Annotated in this window: 13 protein-coding genes; 8 read left to right on the forward strand and 5 right to left on the reverse strand. The window is 66.8% G+C overall.

All coding sequences use genetic code 11. The features are described 5' to 3' along the window. Nucleotides 1-95 precede the first annotated feature (95 nt). From ACFV88_RS01775 to ACFV88_RS01785, 3 genes are read left to right on the forward strand one after another with little or no spacing between them, the layout of a single operon-like run. Nucleotides 96-1,655 carry an N-6 DNA methylase gene (locus tag ACFV88_RS01775; RefSeq protein WP_385484855.1) on the forward strand — a complete coding sequence of 520 codons (1,560 nt, stop codon included), beginning with the start codon at nucleotides 96-98 and terminating at the stop codon, nucleotides 1,653-1,655. Further along, entirely contained in the window at nucleotides 1,648-2,958 is a 1,311-nt protein-coding gene (locus tag ACFV88_RS01780) for a restriction endonuclease subunit S (RefSeq protein ID WP_385484857.1), read from the forward strand. Before ACFV88_RS01775 ends, ACFV88_RS01780 begins: the two co-directional genes overlap by 8 nt. Nucleotides 2,959-2,961: 3 nt before the next feature. After that, nucleotides 2,962-6,039, forward strand: a complete 3,078-nt coding sequence (locus ACFV88_RS01785) for a type I restriction endonuclease subunit R (protein ID WP_385484859.1) — start codon at nucleotides 2,962-2,964, stop codon at nucleotides 6,037-6,039. 121 nt (nucleotides 6,040-6,160) lie between these two features. Here the strand turns inward: ACFV88_RS01785 and ACFV88_RS01790 are convergent, their stop codons facing one another. The 3 genes from ACFV88_RS01790 to ACFV88_RS01800 all read right to left on the reverse strand — a co-directional run bounded on the left by ACFV88_RS01790 (nucleotide 6,161) and on the right by ACFV88_RS01800 (nucleotide 8,947). After that, nucleotides 6,161-7,930: a tyrosine-type recombinase/integrase gene (locus ACFV88_RS01790; protein WP_385484861.1), complete on the reverse strand. Its 1,770-nt coding sequence runs from the start codon at nucleotides 7,928-7,930 to the stop codon at nucleotides 6,161-6,163. A gap of 11 nt (nucleotides 7,931-7,941) precedes the next feature. Continuing rightward, complete coding sequence (locus ACFV88_RS01795; protein ID WP_385484863.1) at nucleotides 7,942-8,244, reverse strand: helix-turn-helix domain-containing protein; 303 nt, start codon at nucleotides 8,242-8,244, stop codon at nucleotides 7,942-7,944. 139 nt (nucleotides 8,245-8,383) lie between these two features. Next, nucleotides 8,384-8,947, reverse strand: coding sequence for a helix-turn-helix transcriptional regulator (locus ACFV88_RS01800; protein WP_385484864.1), 564 nt, complete (start codon nucleotides 8,945-8,947; stop codon nucleotides 8,384-8,386). 233 nt (nucleotides 8,948-9,180) lie between these two features. On the opposite strand from ACFV88_RS01800, the gene ACFV88_RS01805 reads away from it, so the two are divergent. From ACFV88_RS01805 to ACFV88_RS01825, 5 genes are all read left to right on the forward strand, one after another. After that, nucleotides 9,181-10,740 (forward strand): DnaB-like helicase N-terminal domain-containing protein, encoded by a 1,560-nt coding sequence (locus ACFV88_RS01805; protein WP_385484866.1) that lies wholly within the window; start codon nucleotides 9,181-9,183, stop codon nucleotides 10,738-10,740. Between the two features lie 306 nt (nucleotides 10,741-11,046). Then, complete coding sequence (locus ACFV88_RS01810) at nucleotides 11,047-11,727, forward strand: DUF2637 domain-containing protein (protein ID WP_385484868.1); 681 nt, start codon at nucleotides 11,047-11,049, stop codon at nucleotides 11,725-11,727. Between the two features lie 344 nt (nucleotides 11,728-12,071). Continuing rightward, nucleotides 12,072-12,629 (forward strand): MobC family plasmid mobilization relaxosome protein, encoded by a 558-nt coding sequence (locus ACFV88_RS01815; RefSeq protein WP_385484870.1) that lies wholly within the window; start codon nucleotides 12,072-12,074, stop codon nucleotides 12,627-12,629. Further along, nucleotides 12,626-14,341: a relaxase/mobilization nuclease domain-containing protein gene (locus ACFV88_RS01820; RefSeq protein WP_385484871.1), complete on the forward strand. Its 1,716-nt coding sequence runs from the start codon at nucleotides 12,626-12,628 to the stop codon at nucleotides 14,339-14,341. Before ACFV88_RS01815 ends, ACFV88_RS01820 begins: the two co-directional genes overlap by 4 nt. Before the next feature lie 752 nt (nucleotides 14,342-15,093). After that, entirely contained in the window at nucleotides 15,094-15,474 is a 381-nt protein-coding gene (locus ACFV88_RS01825; protein ID WP_385484873.1) for a hypothetical protein, read from the forward strand. Nucleotides 15,475-15,658: 184 nt separating this feature from the next. On the opposite strand, the gene ACFV88_RS01830 is transcribed toward ACFV88_RS01825, so the two are convergent. After that, nucleotides 15,659-17,275 (reverse strand): amino acid permease, encoded by a 1,617-nt coding sequence (locus ACFV88_RS01830; protein ID WP_385484875.1) that lies wholly within the window; start codon nucleotides 17,273-17,275, stop codon nucleotides 15,659-15,661. Further along, complete coding sequence (locus tag ACFV88_RS01835) at nucleotides 17,214-18,143, reverse strand: hypothetical protein (protein ID WP_385484877.1); 930 nt, start codon at nucleotides 18,141-18,143, stop codon at nucleotides 17,214-17,216. Before ACFV88_RS01835 ends, ACFV88_RS01830 begins: the two co-directional genes overlap by 62 nt. Between the last annotated feature and the right edge of the window lie 211 nt (nucleotides 18,144-18,354).

An 18,354-nucleotide genomic window follows, 5' to 3' on the forward strand; every position in this document is an offset into this window, starting at 1 on the left:
ACAGCCTCATTGTCAGAGGGCCAAAATAGGATGCCCAGCGGAGACTGCACGGCTTCTAGCCCGCCACCCAGACACGAGCAAGGACACCCCGACTGATGGCAGTGACCCAGCAGGAGATCGAGAACCGGTTGTGGGACGCGGCCGACGAGCTGCGCGTGGCGATGCCCGAAGCGCAGTACTCCTCGGTTGTCTTCCCTCTGATGTTCTGGAAGTACCTCTCGGACACCTGGGAGCACACCCACCAGATCTTCCTTGAGGAGAACGACGACCTCTCAGCCGAGGAAGCCGACGAGGTCGAGTACAGCAACTACCAGACGTTCAAGATCCCCCTCATCTTCCCTGGCACCGTCGCCGAGACCCGCGCCTCTTGGTCATCCATCCTCGCTTCCGTCGCCCAGCACGGCCTCGGCCAGCGGGTCCGCGCTTCCCTCCAGGCCATCGAGTCGGCCAACCCTGACAAGTTCTCCCGTCTGTTCGGGTCCATGACGTGGACCTCCGAAGCAGTGCTACCAGGGGAGGTGCTGGCGTCCGTCATGCGGGCGATGAACCGCGTCCCCAAGATGCACGAGGGCAACATGTCCCACGACGTGCTCGGTGGGGCGTACGAGTACCTGCTCAAGCGCTTCTCCGACGGGTCCGGTACTCGTGCCGGCCAGTTCTTCACCCCGCGCGAGGTTGTCGAGCTGATCATCGAACTGCTGAACCCCAAGAACCACGAGTCGGTGTACGACCCGACCTGCGGTTCAGGCGGCATGCTCATTGCCTCTGCCAACCTCCTGAAGTCCCACGGCGGCCGGGGGTACACACTTAGCCTGAACGGGCAGGAGGCGGTAACGGACACCGCAGGCGTGGCCCGTATGAACCTCTTCATGCACAACCTGACCGAATTCAAGGTCGAGGTCGGCGACACCCTGAGAGACCCCCGCTTCAAGAAGCAGGATGGGTCCGTTGAGCAGTTCGATGTGATCGTCGCTAACCCGCCCTACAGCTTGAAGTGGAAGCCCTGGGCCAATGACCCCCGGGCTATCGGCGGGGTCGCGCCGCAGTCGTCGGCGGACTGGGCATTCGTCCAGCACATGATCGCCAGCATGGACCCGAAGAAGGGCCGTGCCGGCGTCGTCCTGCCTCATGGTGTCCTCTTCCGCGGGGGTCAGGAAGCAACCATCCGTCAGCGCGTCCTGGAAAAAGATCTCCTCGAAGCTGTGATTGGGCTGCCGGCCAACCTCTTCTACAACACCGGTATCCCAACCTGCATCCTGGCCTTCCGCGCTCCTGGCACCAAGGATCCCGAGAGGCAGGGAGGCGTGTTGTTCATCGATGCCTCCAATCGGTTTTCGCACGCCAAGAAGCGCAACGTGCTTGGCGAGGCTGATATCGCTGACGTGGTGTCGGCCTACCACTCGAGCTTCGAAACCGACGGCAATTCGGTCAGCCTCGGCGGCGGCCTGGTTGCGCGTTTCATCTCCACGATGGAAATCGCTGCGAACGGATATGATCTGAACATCGGCCGTTACATCAAGCGAACTGCTAGCGAAGCCGAATCCCTCGGAAGCCTCATCGACGTTTACAATGTCGCCCGCGCCGAACGACGCCGTGCGGAGAAGAACTTGGCGAGGGTGCTCGGGGCTGCCGGAATCGAGGGATTCGATGAGTAATTGGCAGCAGGTCACACTCGAACCACTTTCCTCGGTGGACGACCCCAATTTTGGGGCACACGCAGAAGAGCCAGCTGTATTGCGGACTCTGACGAGCGATTGGCAGCAGGTCACACTCGGACGGCTCTTCTCGGTAGACAACTCCAAACTCGGGGCACATACAGAAGAGCCAACCGTGATGAGCCTATCCAAATACAATGGGTTCGTCCGTGCCGACGAGTACTTCGGCAAACGGATCGCATCGGAGAAGCTCGACGGCTACAAGATCGTCGGTCCGGGAGGGTGGGCGTACTCCACCATCCACATTGACGAAGGGTCCATCGCCCGGAACAACCTGGGTGAGACCGGTGCCATCAGCCCCATGTACACCACCCTACGATGGCGGGGCGAGGGGGCTGCGCTGCCGGAGTATGCGGAATTGATGGTCCGTAGCCCTCGAATGTTGGCGGAGTACGCCAACAATGCACAGGGCAGCGTAAACCGCAGACGCAGTCTCCCCTTTAAGGCGTTCAGTGCTATCCCGATCATCCTTCCTCCACTTCCGATGCAGGAGCGGATCGTCGAGATCATCGGCGCGGTAGACAACCAACTCACAGCGCTTGACTCCGAGGCCGGCACTGCGCGGAGACTCCTTAATATGGTGCTCGCGAAGCACTTCTCGGCTGTCGAGGGTGAACCACACAGGATTATTGATCTGTGCTCTCATGTGGTCGGGGGCGTCTGGGGCAAGCCTGAAGGGGAAGGCGAGGTTGATCGGCTCGCCCTCGGGCCTCGCATCTATACGCCCGGCACCTCCGACTTCGTAACCGACGACTCACCGATCCGATCGTTCACAACGAAACAGGCTGACACCCGGACGGTGCAGGAGCAGGACATTATCCTAGAACGGTCTGGGGGTTCGCCCGAGCAACCCGTTGGCCGAGTCGCTATCGCAGGGCCCGCCCTAGCGCCGTGCGTACCCACCGACTTCCAGCGTTTGTTGCGAGTAGATGCGGATAAGGCGCTCCCCAGATACGTTTTCTGGAGACTCCGACACGACTGGGCTTCAGGGCTGACCCATAACTACTCCCGCCGCACGACCGGGATCACAAATCTGTCGGTAAAGGAGTACATCGCCCGTAAAATTGCCATGCCTTCGCTGAAAGAACAGGCGGGACTCGTCGAACGCGCTGCAGGGTTCGATGCACTTATCGTCGCGCTCCGCGCGGAGGCCGCCAGTCTCCGACAGGTGCGGGCAAGTCTGCTGTCCGGATTGCTGAATCGCTCGATCAACATCAAGTCCGCCGAGCTGTTGGAGGTTTAAGCAATGGCGAGAGGCATTCGGGAGCGCGAGTTCCAGAACCTAATGATCCAGTGGTCCCTCCCGATGGGCTGGGACTTCACAGCGGGCAGGTCGCTGCCGCGTGAGACGACACAGACGGTACTCGCTAGCCAGCTGCGGGACGCCATCATGCGGCTCAACCCAGGGGTAATCGATGGGTTCGACGTGGACGCCGTGGTCGAGGAGATCATCGCCACCGTCAATGCCGTAGACGGCGGGCTGGTGCGCGCTAACGAGCAGGTACTGGAGCTGCTGCGCGGACACAAGGAGTTCCGGGGCGCCGACGGCCTGTGGCATGCGTTGAAGGTCATCGATTTCGAGCACCCGATCACCAACACCCTTGTCGTGTCGGACGAGGTGACCATAGCCATCCCCGGGAAGGCTCCCCGCCGGTTCGATCTTGTGTACTGGGTCAATGGCCTGCCCCTCGTTGTCGTAGAGGTGAAGTCACCGACCGCTAAGGCGGGGTGGGCCGACGCCGCACGCGAGATCAACGACGTGTACGCCACTGAGTATCCGTGGTTCTTCACCCCCAATGTCTTCGCTGTCGCCTCCGACGGACTGAAGCTGCGGTTCGGTGCCGCTGGTGCGCCCCTGAACCTGTGGCAGCCGTTCCGATCCACCGCCGACGACGAGAACCTGTCCGGGCTGGCCGACGTGCAGCGCTCCGTCGAGCTGCTGCTCAACCCAGCCACGGTCCTGGACATGCTCGAGAACTTCGTCCTCTTCGACACCTCGGGAGGCGGGGCAGACAAGAAGTACCTGCCCCGTTACCCGCAGATGGAGGCCGCCCACCTGATCCACAGGCGGGTTCTGGCCGACGGCAAGAAAGGCCTGATCTGGCACCACCAAGGCAGCGGGAAGACGCTGCTGATGGTGTTCGCCGCTTCGCTCCTGCTGGCTGACACCCGCACCGAGTCGCCCACGATCATCTTGCTCTCGGACCGAACCCAGCTCGTGCGGCAGACCTCCGGGGTGTTCACCTCCGCGATGGGAGACGCCTACTTCCACCAGCCCTCCACCAGCAAGGAATTGCGTTCCCTGCTAGCTGATGATGTGCGCGGCGTCATCTCCACCACTGTCCACAAGTTCGCGGACGCTGGCAAAGACCTGTCGACCCGCCGCAACATCATCGTGTTGGTCGATGAGGCGCACCGCACGCAGTCATCCGAGGAAGAGTCCCTGGCGGGGCAGATGCGCGCAGCGTTGCCGCATGCGAAGTTTTTCGGGATGACCGGCACACCCGTCAGGAACCTCGGGACCAACACCTTCGCCCTCTTCGGTGAGGAGACCGACCCGAACCGGGTGCTGCATCGATACTCGGTGTCCCGGTCTCTGCAGGACGAGGCAACCGTTCCCGTCATGCTGGACCCGCACCCGGTCACCTTCGAGATGAACGACGGGGCGCTGCAGGCCGAGTTCAACCAGTTCGCCGACGAATTCGACCTCGACGACCCCGACCGTGAATCCTTGTCCCGCAAGTTCGGGCGCCTCACCTCGGTGTTTACCAACCCCGAACGCATCCACACGGTCTGCCAGGACATCGTGGACCACTACCTGGCTGGCACCTATCGCAACGGCCTCAAGGCGCAGGTAGTCGCCTACAACCGCGAGCTGGCCGTGGCGTACACGGACAAGATCAACGAACTGCTGGCCAGCTACGAAGCAGCGCAGGTGCTCACCGAAGTCGGCAAGCACGATCGGATCACCGCAGAGGTGAATATCCACGTCTCGGATGCCAAGACCGAGAAAGCGGCCATGCAGCCCTACCGGCTATCCGAGGTCGACGAGGAGGACCAGAAGCGGCGGTTCCTCTCCCCCGATGACCCACTGTGCTTCCTGGTCGTGACGGCCAAGCTGATGACCGGGTTCGACGCTCCTAACGAGGGCGTCCTCTACCTGGACAAGCCTATGAAGGCTCACAACCTGTTCCAGACGATCACTCGGCCGAACCGCACGTGGGTGTCCCCGGCAGGATTCGTAAAGACCACCGGCGTGGTCGTGGACTACATCAGCCTGGCCGAAGAGGTCCAGCGTGCCGTCGTCGACCCCACCTCCGAAGGGTCCGCTGGCAAGGGCGGTGGGTTCGTCACTGACTTGACCGACCTGGTCGCCGAGTTCCGGACCACCTTCGCTCGCGTCGAAGACCTTCTCGCAGACGTGGACGGCCTCGACCTCACAGCCCACGGGTACGAGTCCGTACGTGCCATCAACGGTTTCCTGGACGCCGACCCCGACGCCGCCGAGGTCTTCAGCAAGAACTACCGGCTTCTGGCCCGCCTGTACCCACTCATCAACACGGACAAGCGGGTCGCCAAGTACCAGGACGGGTTCGGGCTCTTCGGGTCTGCGTACACGACTCTGTTCAAGAAGGCTTCCGACGAGGAAAGGAAGGAGCGACTGGGCGAGCTGGGGCCGATGGTCCTGGAAATAATCAACGCCCACGTCCACTCCTTCTCGGTGGCCGCCTCTCAGGAAGAAGCTCTCGTCCTGGATGCCCAAGGCATCACGATCCTCAAGGAGCTGCTGTCCCTCGTCCGTCCCAAGCCCGACAAGGACGGCAGCGAGGACAAGAGGCCGCCGTCTGCGGCGGAGATCCTGGACCAGATCAAGGCCGCCCTTGAGAAGGGCGTCGAACCGGGGTCCGCAAGGTACACGGCCCTGGCAGAGCGAATCAGGCAACTGCGGGACCGCATCATCCAGAACGCCCAAGACGCCCTGGAGTTCCTGGCCGAAGCACTCCGGGTCGCCCGTGCCATCGTGAACGCCGAGAAGCACCCCGACGAAGCCGTCGTACTGGATGACGACCACGTGGGTGTCCTGTCTCGGATCATCCGAGAACACGCGCCGCCCGGTCTCACCGTCACGGAGCAGAACCTGGCCGAGGAGATCGACCAGGTCGTCAAGCGCACCCTCGCCCAGTCATGGGACAACGCCGAGGCCCGCAACCGTGGCGTCCGTCGTGCCACCGCCGCAGTCTTCCGCCGGTACACGTTGAAGCCGGTGGGAGAGCCTTATGGCTCCACCGTCGCCTACGTTGAGGCTCACTATCTCGTGGACTGACGTACGCGTTGAGGCCCGGCAACCTGTGGCGGTTGCCGGGCCTCGTCGCGAGTGGGCCCGATGCCCTGGCTTCACGTGGCTGACTCCACTGATTCGCCATGGTGGGTGGCATTCCGGGGCACTACCAGTCGTCGGTGTCGCCGTACTTCCCTGGATGCCGTGCACGGTCCACAGCCTGTGCACACGCCTCAGCGAAGGCCGCCGCCACGGCCGTCTTGCCCGTGCCTCGCACCTCGGCTTCGACCTCCTGGCCTGTGCCGGGGCGTCGGGCCGTACGCCAAGCTGAGGCGCGGTCGGTGTAGCGGTCGGTCTCGAACTCCCAGGCCGGCACCGACCACTGCTCCAGGACCCCGCTTGCCACGCGTTCTCCGCCAGGGAGAAACAGAGCTCGGGCGTGGAAGACCACGACCCGCTCCGGTACACGGTCGCGGATGGCGCCCGCGCCGCCGGGGCCCTGGTGTTCCCAGCTCCAGCGGTCCCATTCCTCGACCTGGGCGGTGTGGTCGGGCCAGTCCTCGCTCCAACCTGCGACGACCTCGTCGGCGTGCTCGCGATGGAGAAAGGGCACGCGCCGCTCGCCGAGGCGGGCGACGTAGACCGCCAGCTCGGCGGGGACGGGGCTCTGGCCTGCCTGCAGCGCAGCGCTCCCCTCGGCCTCGTCCGTGCCCCACAGGAGGCCACCGACCTTGGCTGCGGTGTCCTTGAGGACTCGGCTGGTCAGGTGCTGGTAGCGGCGGCGCATCCGGGCGGACTTGCCGGGCTCCCAGCCCATGATGGCGTCGACGACCGCGTCGGAGACTCCGAGGATGAGCAGGACGGTCGCCGCGGTGTGGCGGGCGTCATGCAGGCGAGCGTCGCGAACGCCTGCGGCCTTCAAGAGCTCCTTCCACTTGTGGTAGTCCGTGTTCGGGTTCAGGGGCTCACCGGTGGGCGAGGTGAAGACATACCCCTTCTCCGTCCACAGGTCACGGGCCTGTGCTCGCTCGCGGGCCTGCTCCTCGCGGTGCTGGCGGAGGAGCTGAAGCAGCTCATCAGGGGCCCCGATGGGGCGCTGGCCGGCGCGGGACTTGGCGTTCTTCGTCTCGCGGCGGGTGTTGATCTTCTGGGGGCAGAAGCCGGGCTTCCGGCCGCAGTGATCTCCGCAGCCGTGCTTGTAGCGGGGCCGCAGCCGGCCACGACGTACGCGGATGACGCCGAGTTCGAAATCGACGTCGTCCCACTGCATGCCGAGGACCTCGCCTTGGCGCAGGCCGAGGGCAAGCGCGATGACCCAGCGGGCGGTGTTGCGGTGCTTGCCCGCTTCAGCGAGGAGGCGCTGGACCTCCTCGACCGTGTACGGCTCGACCTCCTCCTCTTCGACCTTGGGGGCCTTGGCGATGGAGGCGGGATTCGAGGTGAGGTGCTTGCGGCGTACGGCCTCGTTCAGCGCCGTGCGGATCGTGCGGTGGGCCTGGTGGGCGGTGCCGGCGGCGCTGCCGGTGTCCTGCATCCTCTTGTAGAAGCGCTCCAGGTGCTCGGGGTCCAGCTTCTCCAAGCGGTGGGCGTCCAGGCCGGGGATGAGGTGGTGGTAGACGGCCACCCGGTAGCCGTCGATCGTGTTCTCCGAGACGTGCGCGGCGGCGATGTTCTCGACCCAGTGGGTGAGCCAGGTCGTCACGGTCCAGGACTGGCCAGCCTTGCGGACGGCGCCCTTGTCGCGCTGGCGCTCCAGCTCGCGGACGACCTTGGTGACCTCAGGGCGGGACTTACGGCTGATGTGCCGACGGTCCGGGGTTCCGTCGTCCTTGACCCCGACGGTGACACGGCCGTGCCAGCGGCCGTCCTTGCCGAGGTAGATGGATGAGGCACCGTTGGGCTGACGGGACTTCTGGGGTTTCGTGGTCTTTGCCATGTGCACCCTGCTCAGGCCGCAGGGCGGAAGTCCGTGGCCTGGGGACGGCGGGCTAGGAATTCACCGACCGCCTCGGCAGGTATGCGGCGCAGGCTGCCGATCTTGACGGAGCCGATTTCTCCAGACGCGACGTACTCGTACATCTTCGTGCGGCCGATACCGAGGCGGCGGGCGGCTTCGGTAACCGTGAGGCCGATGAGGGTGGTGTCCCCGCGGTCGGCGCCGCGTGCGGCTATGAGCGCGTGGAGGCAGTCCTCGGGGACGTTGAGGAGCTGGGCGATCTGGGCAAGGGGCAGGGTGGTGCTCTGAGGCAAGGGAGGCTCCTTGACCGGCGGGCGAGGGCGGCAACCCAGGCAGCGATGCCGGTCGATCGTTGGTATGGCGGTTGTGGGATTTGCGGGTGCCGTGTGGGTCGTCGGCGTTCGCAGCGCCGACTCGACCGTGGCGAGGTGGTTACTGGGCGGGAGGCTGTTCGGAGTCGGCGTTCGGCCACATCCGGTCGGGGCCGAGCCAACTTTGCAGCTTGCTGCTCGCGCCACGGTGGTGGCGGAATTCTCCGGCGGAGGCGACTTCGAGCTCGTGCATCAGCAGGACCTTGACCATGTCCACTTGGTCGGGGTGAGCCTTCGCGTAGTCGTCGAGCTCGGCCATGATGCGGTCCTGTGCCTTGCCCAGGGTGCGCCACTCCTTCCACTTCTCGACGTACTCGCCGACAAGCCGTCTAACCTGGGCGTTCATCAAGCCGCCCGGAGGGCTGGTCAGCTCGTCGAGGGGGAGGTCGAAGACTTTGGAGAAGCCGAGCGCTTCGTCGAGGTTGACCCGGCGGCGTGGTTTGCCGCTCTCGATGCGCCAGATGGCGGACTGGTTGATCGGGTGGCCGGCCTTGGTCATCTCCTCGGCGAGTTTCGCCGTGCTCCAGTCGCGGACCTCCCGTTCCATGCGGATGCGCTCGGCCACGTGGTTCTCGGGTTCCGGCCGGTCCGTCCCGGCGCGGGCGGCACCGTCTTCACTGCTCATCGGGCGCATCTCCTCTCGCTGTGGGCTCGGGCCGATGACGAATAGCTAACACCAACCCAATATGCATTGCAAGTCATTCCCATTTGAATCGTTGCTGGTAGTGTTGCGGATGCCCCTGATCGGGGGCGGACATGAAGAAGCCCCCGGCGCCTGCGAGCACCGGGGGCGAAGCAGAAACCCCACAACCGCCATACCTAACGATTCGACCGGCCCGGCCGGGGTTGCCGCCCCATATGGCCTGCCGGGTGAGGAGTCCTGTGCACGAGGGTACGTCTCCGCCTGCCCAGATACCATCCCGCTCCCAGGAGCCCCCTGCCCCGGCTTACGGAGCGCAGATGGAGCCGCCCTTCAACGTGGACGCCGAGCGCGCGGTGCTCGGTGCCTGCATGTACGACAGCGGCATCATCGACACAGTCCGGCCCGTCCTGGGCGAGGACGCCTTCTACCGACCAGCCCACGAGACCATCTGGCGCGCGCTGCTCGGCCAGCACCGCGAAGGAAAGCCGACCGATCCGATCGTCCTCACCGAGCTGCTCCAGCAGCAGGGTGACCTGCAGCGGATCGGTGGTGCCATTTACCTCCACCAGCTCGCCGACGCGCCTTACGGCACCGGCAGCGCGGATCACCACGCGGAGATCGTCCGCAAGAAGGCCGACCTCCGCCGACTGCTCACCTCGGCCGTACGCACCGTCCAGCGCGCCCAGGAGCCGGGCGCCGACCCCGAGGCGATACGCAGCGAGGTCGAGGCGGAGGTACGCGCGGAGCGCGAACGAGCACTCGCCTCGGGCCAGGGCCGCCTCTCCCGCTTCGCCGTCAACGGATGGGCCTTCGTGACGGAGAGCGGTGCGGACTCCGAGCCCTTGTGGGGCACCCGCGAGAAGACCGTCTGGGCCCCGGGCGAGAGCCTGATGATCGTCGGGCCACCAGGAGTCGGCAAGACCACCCTGGCCCACCAAGTGGTCTTCGCCCGGCTCGGCCTCCAGGAAACGGTCCTGGAGATGCCCGTCGCCCCCAGCAGGCGGGTGCTCTACCTCGCCATGGACCGCCCCCGGCAGATCGCCAAGGCCATGGCCCGGCGCACCTTCCCTTGCGACGAAACGATTCTGCGAGATCGGCTCGCCGTCTGGCAGGGCCCGCTCCCCGCCACCCTCGACAAGGAGCCGGACCTCCTCTCCGACCTCGCCGCCGCACACCAGGCCGACACCATCGTGATCGACAGCCTCAAGGACGCGGTCAGCACCATGGTCGACGACAGCCTCGCCGTCGCCTTCCACAACGCCCGTATGCGCGCACTGCGCGAAGGCGTGGAGATCATGGAACTCCACCACCAGCGCAAGGCCACCGCCGACGCACCGCGTGGCCAGCGGCCCGCCCTGGACCAGGTCTACGGCTCCACCTGGCTCACCGCCGGAGCGGGCAGCGTCCTCTTCATCACCGGACGGGCGGGAGACCCGGCGGTCACCCTGCACCACCTCAAGACCCCCACCGGCGAGATCGGCCCGCTCGACATCACCCACGACCACGTTCGCGGCACCACCACCGTCGACCCCACCCGTGACCCGGCCGTGCTGCTGCGGAACGCCCCGAACGGCCTGACCGCCCGCGACCTCGCCACCGTCCTGATCGGCGGAGGCGACCCCGAGCGGGCCGACGTGGAGAAGGCACGCCGCCACCTGGCCCGCCTCGTCGACAGCGGGCTGGCGACCAAGGCCGACGGCATCGCCGGCGGAGCCGGAGGCGGACAGCAGACCCGCTACTACCCCTCCGCCCGCCACCTCACCGCCGTCGGCTGAACCGCACCGGACCCGCCAGGCGATCACGGGCCCGTACACGCGACTCCTGCGCTCATACGCCGCCGTGAACCGCTCACAGGACACACGCACACCGCGAAACCGCAGGTAGAGCGATCACACAGACGTTCACGCCGTACACGCACCCAAGCGATCACGCGCGGGGCCCCTTTAGAAGGGGGCCCGCGTGTACGCCCCCCGCGTGAGCTCCCGTGTACGCGCCCTCTCCCCCACTCGTACTAACCAGGAGCCCTGACTTCCATGGCCTCGTCCGCCATACCGCCCGTTCACCCAGACACCCGTCACCGGATGACCGGCTGGGACCGTGCCGCGGTCCTCTCCCTCGGTGCCGCCGCCTGCGCCCTCTCGTACGACGCCCTCCAGCAGATGGCCGTCGCCATCCACGTCCGCGGACTCCTCACCTACCTATTCCCGCTCGTCATCGACGGATTCATCGCCTACGGCGTACGCGCCCTCCTCGTCCTGCGCACCGCCCCGTTCCGAGCCCGCCTCTACGTCTGGGCCCTCTTCGGCACCGCCACCTGCGCCAGCATCTGGGCCAACGCCCTCCACGCCGTACGCATCAACCAGCAGAGCCTGCCCGGCACGCTGCACCTGAGCGACCTCACCGTCGGCATTCTGTCCACCCTCGCCCCGCTCGCACTCGCCGGAGCCGTCCACCTGCACATCCTCATCACCCGCGAAACCACCACCACCGCCGAGGCTCCGCATTCGCTGCTGCACGTCCCTGCTCCGGGGCAGCTCACCAGCGAACCGGCAACGATCCGACGGGGTGGGCGGCCTGCGGACGCGACCCTCGACGAGTTGGTGGAGATCGGCCGGATCGCCGTCGCCGAGCACGGTCGTGTCTCCCGCTCCGTCGTACTGCAAGCGATCAGGGACAAGGGCCTCAAGGTCGGTGGCGAGCGGCTGACCGAGGTCATGAACACCCTGCGGGCCGAATCCGAGACCAGTCTCATCGACGGCTGACCGGCGCTCGACCGGAACAGACGGGGTGGTCGGAACCCTTCCGACCACCCCCACCCCGCAGCCCCTCGCCATCCCCACCGCCCGTCCACACCTGTGGGGCAGCACCGGACCCCGAGTTACGGGTCCCGCCCGCTTCACCCTGCCGCAGTCTCCCGCTTTGGATGTCCACCGTGAAACACGACCCGCACACCCCAACCGCCGCAGAACACGCCGTCCCGCGTCCGGTGAAGTCGCCGAAGCTGCTGGCCCGTCTTCGACGGGCATTCACCAGCGTTGCCCCGGGCGGAGCCAGTAGTACCCCGAGTCCGACTCAGGGCCGGTCTTCGGGAATCTCCGCCCCAGGGGTGGCGGAGACGGCCCTGCGCCAGGGGGCGCCGGACCAGGGGTTCGGGACCGAGGGCGGCCCCGAACCGGACACACTCCACGTCGTCCAGCAGCAGATCCTCCACCCCGCAACCATCACCGCGCCCGTGTCCGACGAGTCGACCGTGACGGCTGTCCAGCCCGCGATCCGTCGTTTCACTGGCACCAAACGCACCATCCGCGTCGGCCCACTGCGGTTCACCAACGCTGAGCGCCTGCTCCTCCAGGAGGCCGCCGCCGAGCACGGTTACAAGGGTGAGTCGGGCTTCGCCGCCGACATCGTCCTCGCCTTCGTATCCGGCCGGTTCACCGCCAACCTCCCGCTGTCCGAGGACCGCCGCCGCACCCACATGTTCCGCGCCCAGGTCCTGCGTCAGCTCAACCGCACCGGCAACAACATCAACCAGATCGCTCGCGCCCTGAACAGCGACCGGACCCCGCCCGACATCCGGCAGCGCCTCACCGAAGTCCAGGAACTGCTGGAGCTGATCGCCGAAGCCCTCCGGCCGGCCGATACCGGAACGGACCTCGCCGCGTGATCGCCGCCATCAAACCAGCCGGGTCCAACACCCGCGGACTCCTCGCCTACCTCTACAGCCTCGACACCCACGACCAGCACTTCGACCCCCACATCGTCGCCGCATTCGCCACCCTGGGCATGCCCGACCCCGGCCGCAACGAGAACGCCACCCTCACCCAGCTCGCCCGCCACCTCGACGAACCCGTCCACCTCCGCAACAGCGAGTTCGGCAAGAAGGTCACCGACCACGTCTGGCACTGCCCCGTCCGCGCCGCACCCGAGGACCGGCACCTCTCCGACGCCGAGTGGGGCGAGATCGCCCAGCGCATCGTCGAAGCCGCCGGCATCGCCCCGCCCGGGGACGACCTCGCATGCCGCTGGATCGCCGTCCGCCACGCCGACGACCACATCCACATCCTCGCCACCACCGTCCGCGAAGACGGCCGCCGGCCCAAGCTCCACGACAGCGGCATCCGCGTCGGCGACGCCTGCCGCCGGATCGAGAAGGACTACGGCCTGCGCCAGCTGGAGAAGGGCGACCGCACCGGCACACGCGCCCCCACCCAGGCCGAGATGCACAAAGCCGCCCGCCTCGGCTGGGAACAGACCAGCCGCCGCTGGCTCGAAGACCGCGTCCGCGCCGCCATCCCCCACGTCACCGACACCGAGGAACTCCTCGCCTACCTCGCCGCCGACGACATCGCCGTCAAACCCCGCCGAGGGCCCTCCGGAGACCTCCTCGGCTACGCCCTCGGCCGCCCCGGCGACCTCAACAAGGACGGCGAACAGATCTTCCACCCCGGCGGGAAACTCGCCCCCGACCTCACCCTCCCCAAACTCCGGGCCCGCCTCGAAACCACCCGCCCCGAGGAGCACCCCACCGCCCGCCGCACCCACCCCACCACCGCCTGGCACCAAGCCGTCGACACCCTCGACGACCTCCCGCACGGCCTCGCGGACGACGCCCACGCCCAGGCCCACATCACCGCACTCGGCGAACTCATCGAAGCCACCGCCCAGAAAGCCCCCACCCACCTCCAAGCCGAACTCCGAGCCGCATCCAGGGCGTTCGCCCGTGCCCAGCGGTCACAGATCCGGGCCGAACACCACGCCGCCCACACCCTGCGCACTGCCGCCCGGGATATCGCCCACGCCGCCACCGGCCCCGACGGCAGCGCCCTCGCCGCCCTGGTCGCCGCACTCGTCTGGGCCGCGATCATCGCCGGACGCTGGCACGAAGCGAAGGGCCACGCCCACCAGGCCGACGCCGCCCACCAAGCCGTCCAGCACCTCCAGGCAGCGGCCGATCAGGCCCTCGAACCCCAGCTCGCCGCCCTCGAACACCGCCGGCCCAGGGAACCCGCCCGCCGCGTCCTGGCCCGCGACATCCACGCCGCCGTCCCCGACCACGCCGACCGCATCCTCACCGACCCCTCCTGGCCCGCCCTCGCCACCGTCCTCACCGACGCCGAAGCCCGAGGCCACCACCCACAGCAACTCCTGCGGGAAGCCGCCGCCCAGCGCGAACTCACCACTGCACGCCAACCCGCCCGGGTCCTCATCACCCGCATCCAGCACACCGCACGCAACCCAGTAGCCAACCGTCGCGCCGAAGCAGCCCGCAGCCGTACAACCCAAACCCTGTTCCCACCACGCACCCCCCTCGCCAACGGCCCGCTGCTCACCAAGGCACCGACGACACCAACCGGGCCACGCCCCCGACGACGCTGACACCCAGGGGCAGGTGGCCCCACCAACCCTGACCAGCGCTACACCAGCAGAGTGACGCCCCTACTGCCCACAAGTCGACAAGCGAGGAACCCACCTTGGCGAGCCTCGACCCAATCGGGTGACTCGGCTGTGCCGACTACGGCTTGGCGGTAGAATCCCTCATATTGGGCGGCAGCCCAATGGCAGTAGGTGCCCCGAAAGGGCACCAGAGGTAGGGCCCACAATGGGGCCCCATCCTGGAGTTTCCGGTACGCCCCAGGCTTTTGTCGCGCCTCTCATGCGGAGAGCAACCGCGTGCCTGTCAGACTCGAAATCCCGAGAAGATCGCCCGGTCTGCACCGGGAGTACCACCTGAGTCGCTGCACCGGCGCGATCTCAGTTCGTCACCTACTGGTGGCTGGACTGAGCGCGCGCGTGTTCCGTCCAGCCTCGCAAGAAAGGCTGGGCCTTGGACAAGGTCACCCTCGGGACATTTGCAGTATTCGGACTGCTCAGCTTGACCCTCGTTCTTGGCGCAAGGCTCGGTCGCGACGTGGACGAGTTCATCGATGCGTGGCGTGGGCCAAGCACCCGTCTCCGTCGCTGGTGGAGCGGCCGACGGAATCGGCCCTGATTCGTATGGAAACTGCCCATACCTGCGGCAACACTGAGCCCAACAACCGGCGGCAAGGTAGTCGACAATCCCCGATTCGCCTAACCGGGCTTCCCCCGGACCCTTGGTCTTCCAGCCCGAATACCGGAAGGAAGCCCGCGTGGCCCAGACCGAAGCCCGTCCCAAGATCGTTGCCCTGCTCTGCGACACCAACTTCACATACCGCCGCGACACCAGCACCTGGTCCCATCGCGACGGCCGCCCCTTCACCGCAGAGGAACAGACCCTCGCCTCCCTGGCCACCCGCGCCGACCTTGAAGAGGTCAAGACACAGCACACGCGCTACATGGAGTACGTCCGGACGAAAGAGGAAGCCCCCGACGCTCTGCAGCAGTTCCTCGCCCCGTTTATGGAACGACTCGACAAGCGGAACCTCGGTAACGCCCGTGAACTCATGACCGAGGACGAGCGAGCCAGCCTCGACCATCTGCTCAGGCTCGCGATCGAGCCTGTGCGCCCCTTCACCCCGTACACCTTCTGACAAGCAGCAATACGACCAGCAGCTAAGAAGAGCAGCCGGTGGGGGGAGGTTCTCTCCTTCCACCGGCCGCGTCTGTCATACGGCTAGCCAGATCTGGTCTGGGGAGACGCCAAGATTGTCCGCACCAAGCCCCCGCCAAATCGTGCTCGGCACGTCCGGCGGGCGGAGCTCCGGGGCATTCGGTCTATGAGCGCGTGTGTTCTTCTTCACGGCTACGACCCGCATTGCGAACATGGGCCGGGTTGAGGAACCACTTGCGAGCGGATACGACCCACCAGGTACCGCAGAAGGCCAGGACGACGCCGACCGCGATCGGAGCGTAGTTGAAGGTCTTCGCGGTGATCGGCAAACTCTGCGGCAGCATGAACAGCACCGTGATCACCAGCACCCAGACGATGGCGACCGTGCCGACGATGGTGGACCAGGAACCGAGGTGCCAGGGGCCGCGTTCGAATCGGCTACCCATCCGCAGCCGGAGGAAGGTGGGGATCACGTAGGCGATATACAGGCCGATGGTCGCGATGGAGGTCACGGCCGCGTACGCGGTGCTGTTCCACAGGTAGGGCAGACCGAGGACGAAGGCCCCGCCGGTGGCGAGCCAGACGGCGTTGGTGGGGGTACGGGTGGCGGGGCTGAGCTTGTGCCACGTCCTGGAGAAGGGCAGAGCGCCGTCCCGGGAGAAGGCGTAGATCATGCGCGAGTTGGCAGTCACAGACGCCATGCCGCAGAAGAGCTGCGCCACGATGATCACGAGGAGCAGCCACTTGCCGGCCGCCGCGCCCAGGGCGTCCATGAGGATCTGGGCCGGGGGCACGCCCGTGGCCGAGTCGAGGGCCCCTGCGTAGGACTGGATGGCGTAGGTGAAGCCGAAGAGGAGAACGAACCCGGCGGCGAGGGAGACGAGGATCGAGCGGACGATCCCCTTGGGCCCTGCGGTGGACGCGTCGATGGTCTCCTCGGTCATATGGGCGGAGGCGTCGTAGCCGGTGAAGGTGTACTGCGCCATCAGCAGCCCGATCAGCACCACGTAGACGCTGGAGGTGAAGCCGGTGTTGTTGACGAACTCGCCGAATACGAAGCCAGCCGACTGATGCCGATTGGGGATGAGCACCAGGGCGCCGCAGATGACGAGAACCCCGAGAATGTGCCACCAGATGGACACCTCGTTGAGGAAGGCGACGACCCGCACGCCGAAGGTGTTCAGGACGCCGTGCAGGGCGAGGATGATCCCGAACAGCGTGATGGTGTGAGCGGGCGTGGCGGCGTAGCCGAACTGGAGATCCAGCAGGGCGTTGAGGAAGGTGGCCGCTCCGAAGTCGATGCCCGCGGTCACGGCTATCTGGCCGAGGGTGTTGAACCAGCCGGTGAACCACGCCCACGCCGCAGCTGAGCGCTTCGGGGCCATCCGGTGCGCCCAGAAGTACAGGCCGGCGCTGGTGGGGTAGGAGGAGCAGACCTCCGCCATGGAGAGCCCGACGAAGAGCGTCATGAGGCCGACGAACAGCCAGCCCCACATGATCACCGCCGGACCGCCGGTGTCCATGCCGTAGCCGTAGAGGGTCATGCAGCCGGACAGGATGGAGATAATCGTGAAGCTGACGCCGAAGTTGGCGCGGCCGGACATGGAGCGGGAGAGCGTCTGCTGATAGCCGAGCTGCTTGAGGCGTTCCTCGTCGGAGACGCGGGAGACATCGAGGGGCACGGGTTTTCTGTCCTTCGTGCGGAGGGGAAGGCTGGATTCAGTGGCGCCGGCGCCGCGGTGGGCTGTAGGCCCAGGCGCGGTGCCGAAGGAACAGGTCATGGGCCCGGCCGCAGTACGACCAGGGGACATGCGTGGCAAAGGGGCCGATCGCGTCGAAGACCTCCAGGGCCTCCGCGTGCCGGTTCGCGTACGACAGGGCATGGGCGAGGTAGTTCGCGTCGTCGGCGAAGCACGCGTGCGGGTGCGGTGCCTGGTAGCGCCACCACCGCTCCAGTACGTGATCGATCTGCGGGCACTCGACCCAGGGGTGAATGGCCAGTCCGTACGCTCCTCGGTCCCGCTCCTGGCGGGACCGGTGTGCTTCCGCCAGGACGGTGAGGGGCAGGACCGCGATGGGTAGGCCCTGGGGAGCGATGGACGCCTGTTCCTCGGCCCACCAGGCCGCCTCACCCTGCGCCCCGTGGTGCCGGGGGAGCAGATAGGTGAGCACCTCGTGGTGGGCCTCACGGTTCCAGGGGTCGCGCTGCTTGATCTCTTCCCAGACGCTGCCGAGCGCGTTCCGGTCGGGAGCGTGGGTACGCAGCAGCGCGAGCAGGACCACAAGCGGGGCCACATCCTGCGGCCACGCGTTCAGCGCGTTGCGGCAGGTGGCCCATGCCTCCTTCATCAGGGCCCACCCGGCGTCCCGGCCAGCAATCATCGCGCGCAGGGCCTGTACGTTCCCAAGGAGCGCCAAGGCGTGGGGTGAGCGGGGCTCGGCTCTCGCCCAGGTGTCGGCAAATCTGAGCCGCGCCCCGGCTTCCGCGAGGACCTGGAGGCGGAAGATCCGCCGGTCCCAGTCAGGACCGGTGGAGATCAGTAGGTCGCGCGGGCCTTCCCAGCGGCCCATGGAGGCGTCTTCGAGTGCGCGCCGCAGTGCCTCGTCGCCCCGGGCCGGATGTGTGACAAGGGATCGGCCAGGCGTCATGCCCTCTCACCTCCGCCCGCGCTGTCGCGTTGTGACGGCGAAGGCCCGTCGCCCTGCCCAAGATCACGATCAGGCCGTTCCCCGGGCCTCTGAGCCAGTCGGAGCCGTATGTGATTGCGGGCATGGCCGCGAGGTCCGTATCCTGCTGGGCAACGCGTTGACGGAGACGAGTAGCCAGGGTTCACGCGAGCAGAGAGAGCCGCCGGTAGCT

It is taken from the genome of Streptomyces sp. NPDC059816, assembly GCF_042732055.1.
In the GTDB taxonomy this organism is placed as follows: domain Bacteria; phylum Actinomycetota; class Actinomycetes; order Streptomycetales; family Streptomycetaceae; genus Streptomyces.

Bases quoted from the DNA above. Each gene is read 5' to 3' on its own strand.
- ACFV88_RS01775 (WP_385484855.1), top strand. From the start codon at position 96: ATGGCAGTGACCCAGCAGGAGATCGAGAACCGGTTGTGGGACGCGGCC.
- ACFV88_RS01780 (WP_385484857.1), top strand. From the start codon at position 1,648: ATGAGTAATTGGCAGCAGGTCACACTCGAACCACTTTCCTCGGTGGAC.
- ACFV88_RS01785 (WP_385484859.1), top strand. From the start codon at position 2,962: ATGGCGAGAGGCATTCGGGAGCGCGAGTTCCAGAACCTAATGATCCAG.
- ACFV88_RS01790 (WP_385484861.1), bottom strand. From the start codon at position 7,930: ATGGCAAAGACCACGAAACCCCAGAAGTCCCGTCAGCCCAACGGTGCC.
- ACFV88_RS01800 (WP_385484864.1), bottom strand. From the start codon at position 8,947: ATGAGCAGTGAAGACGGTGCCGCCCGCGCCGGGACGGACCGGCCGGAA.
- ACFV88_RS01805 (WP_385484866.1), top strand. From the start codon at position 9,181: ATGGCCTGCCGGGTGAGGAGTCCTGTGCACGAGGGTACGTCTCCGCCT.
- ACFV88_RS01810 (WP_385484868.1), top strand. From the start codon at position 11,047: ATGACCGGCTGGGACCGTGCCGCGGTCCTCTCCCTCGGTGCCGCCGCC.
- ACFV88_RS01830 (WP_385484875.1), bottom strand. From the start codon at position 17,275: ATGACCTGTTCCTTCGGCACCGCGCCTGGGCCTACAGCCCACCGCGGC.
- ACFV88_RS01835 (WP_385484877.1), bottom strand. From the start codon at position 18,143: ATGACGCCTGGCCGATCCCTTGTCACACATCCGGCCCGGGGCGACGAG.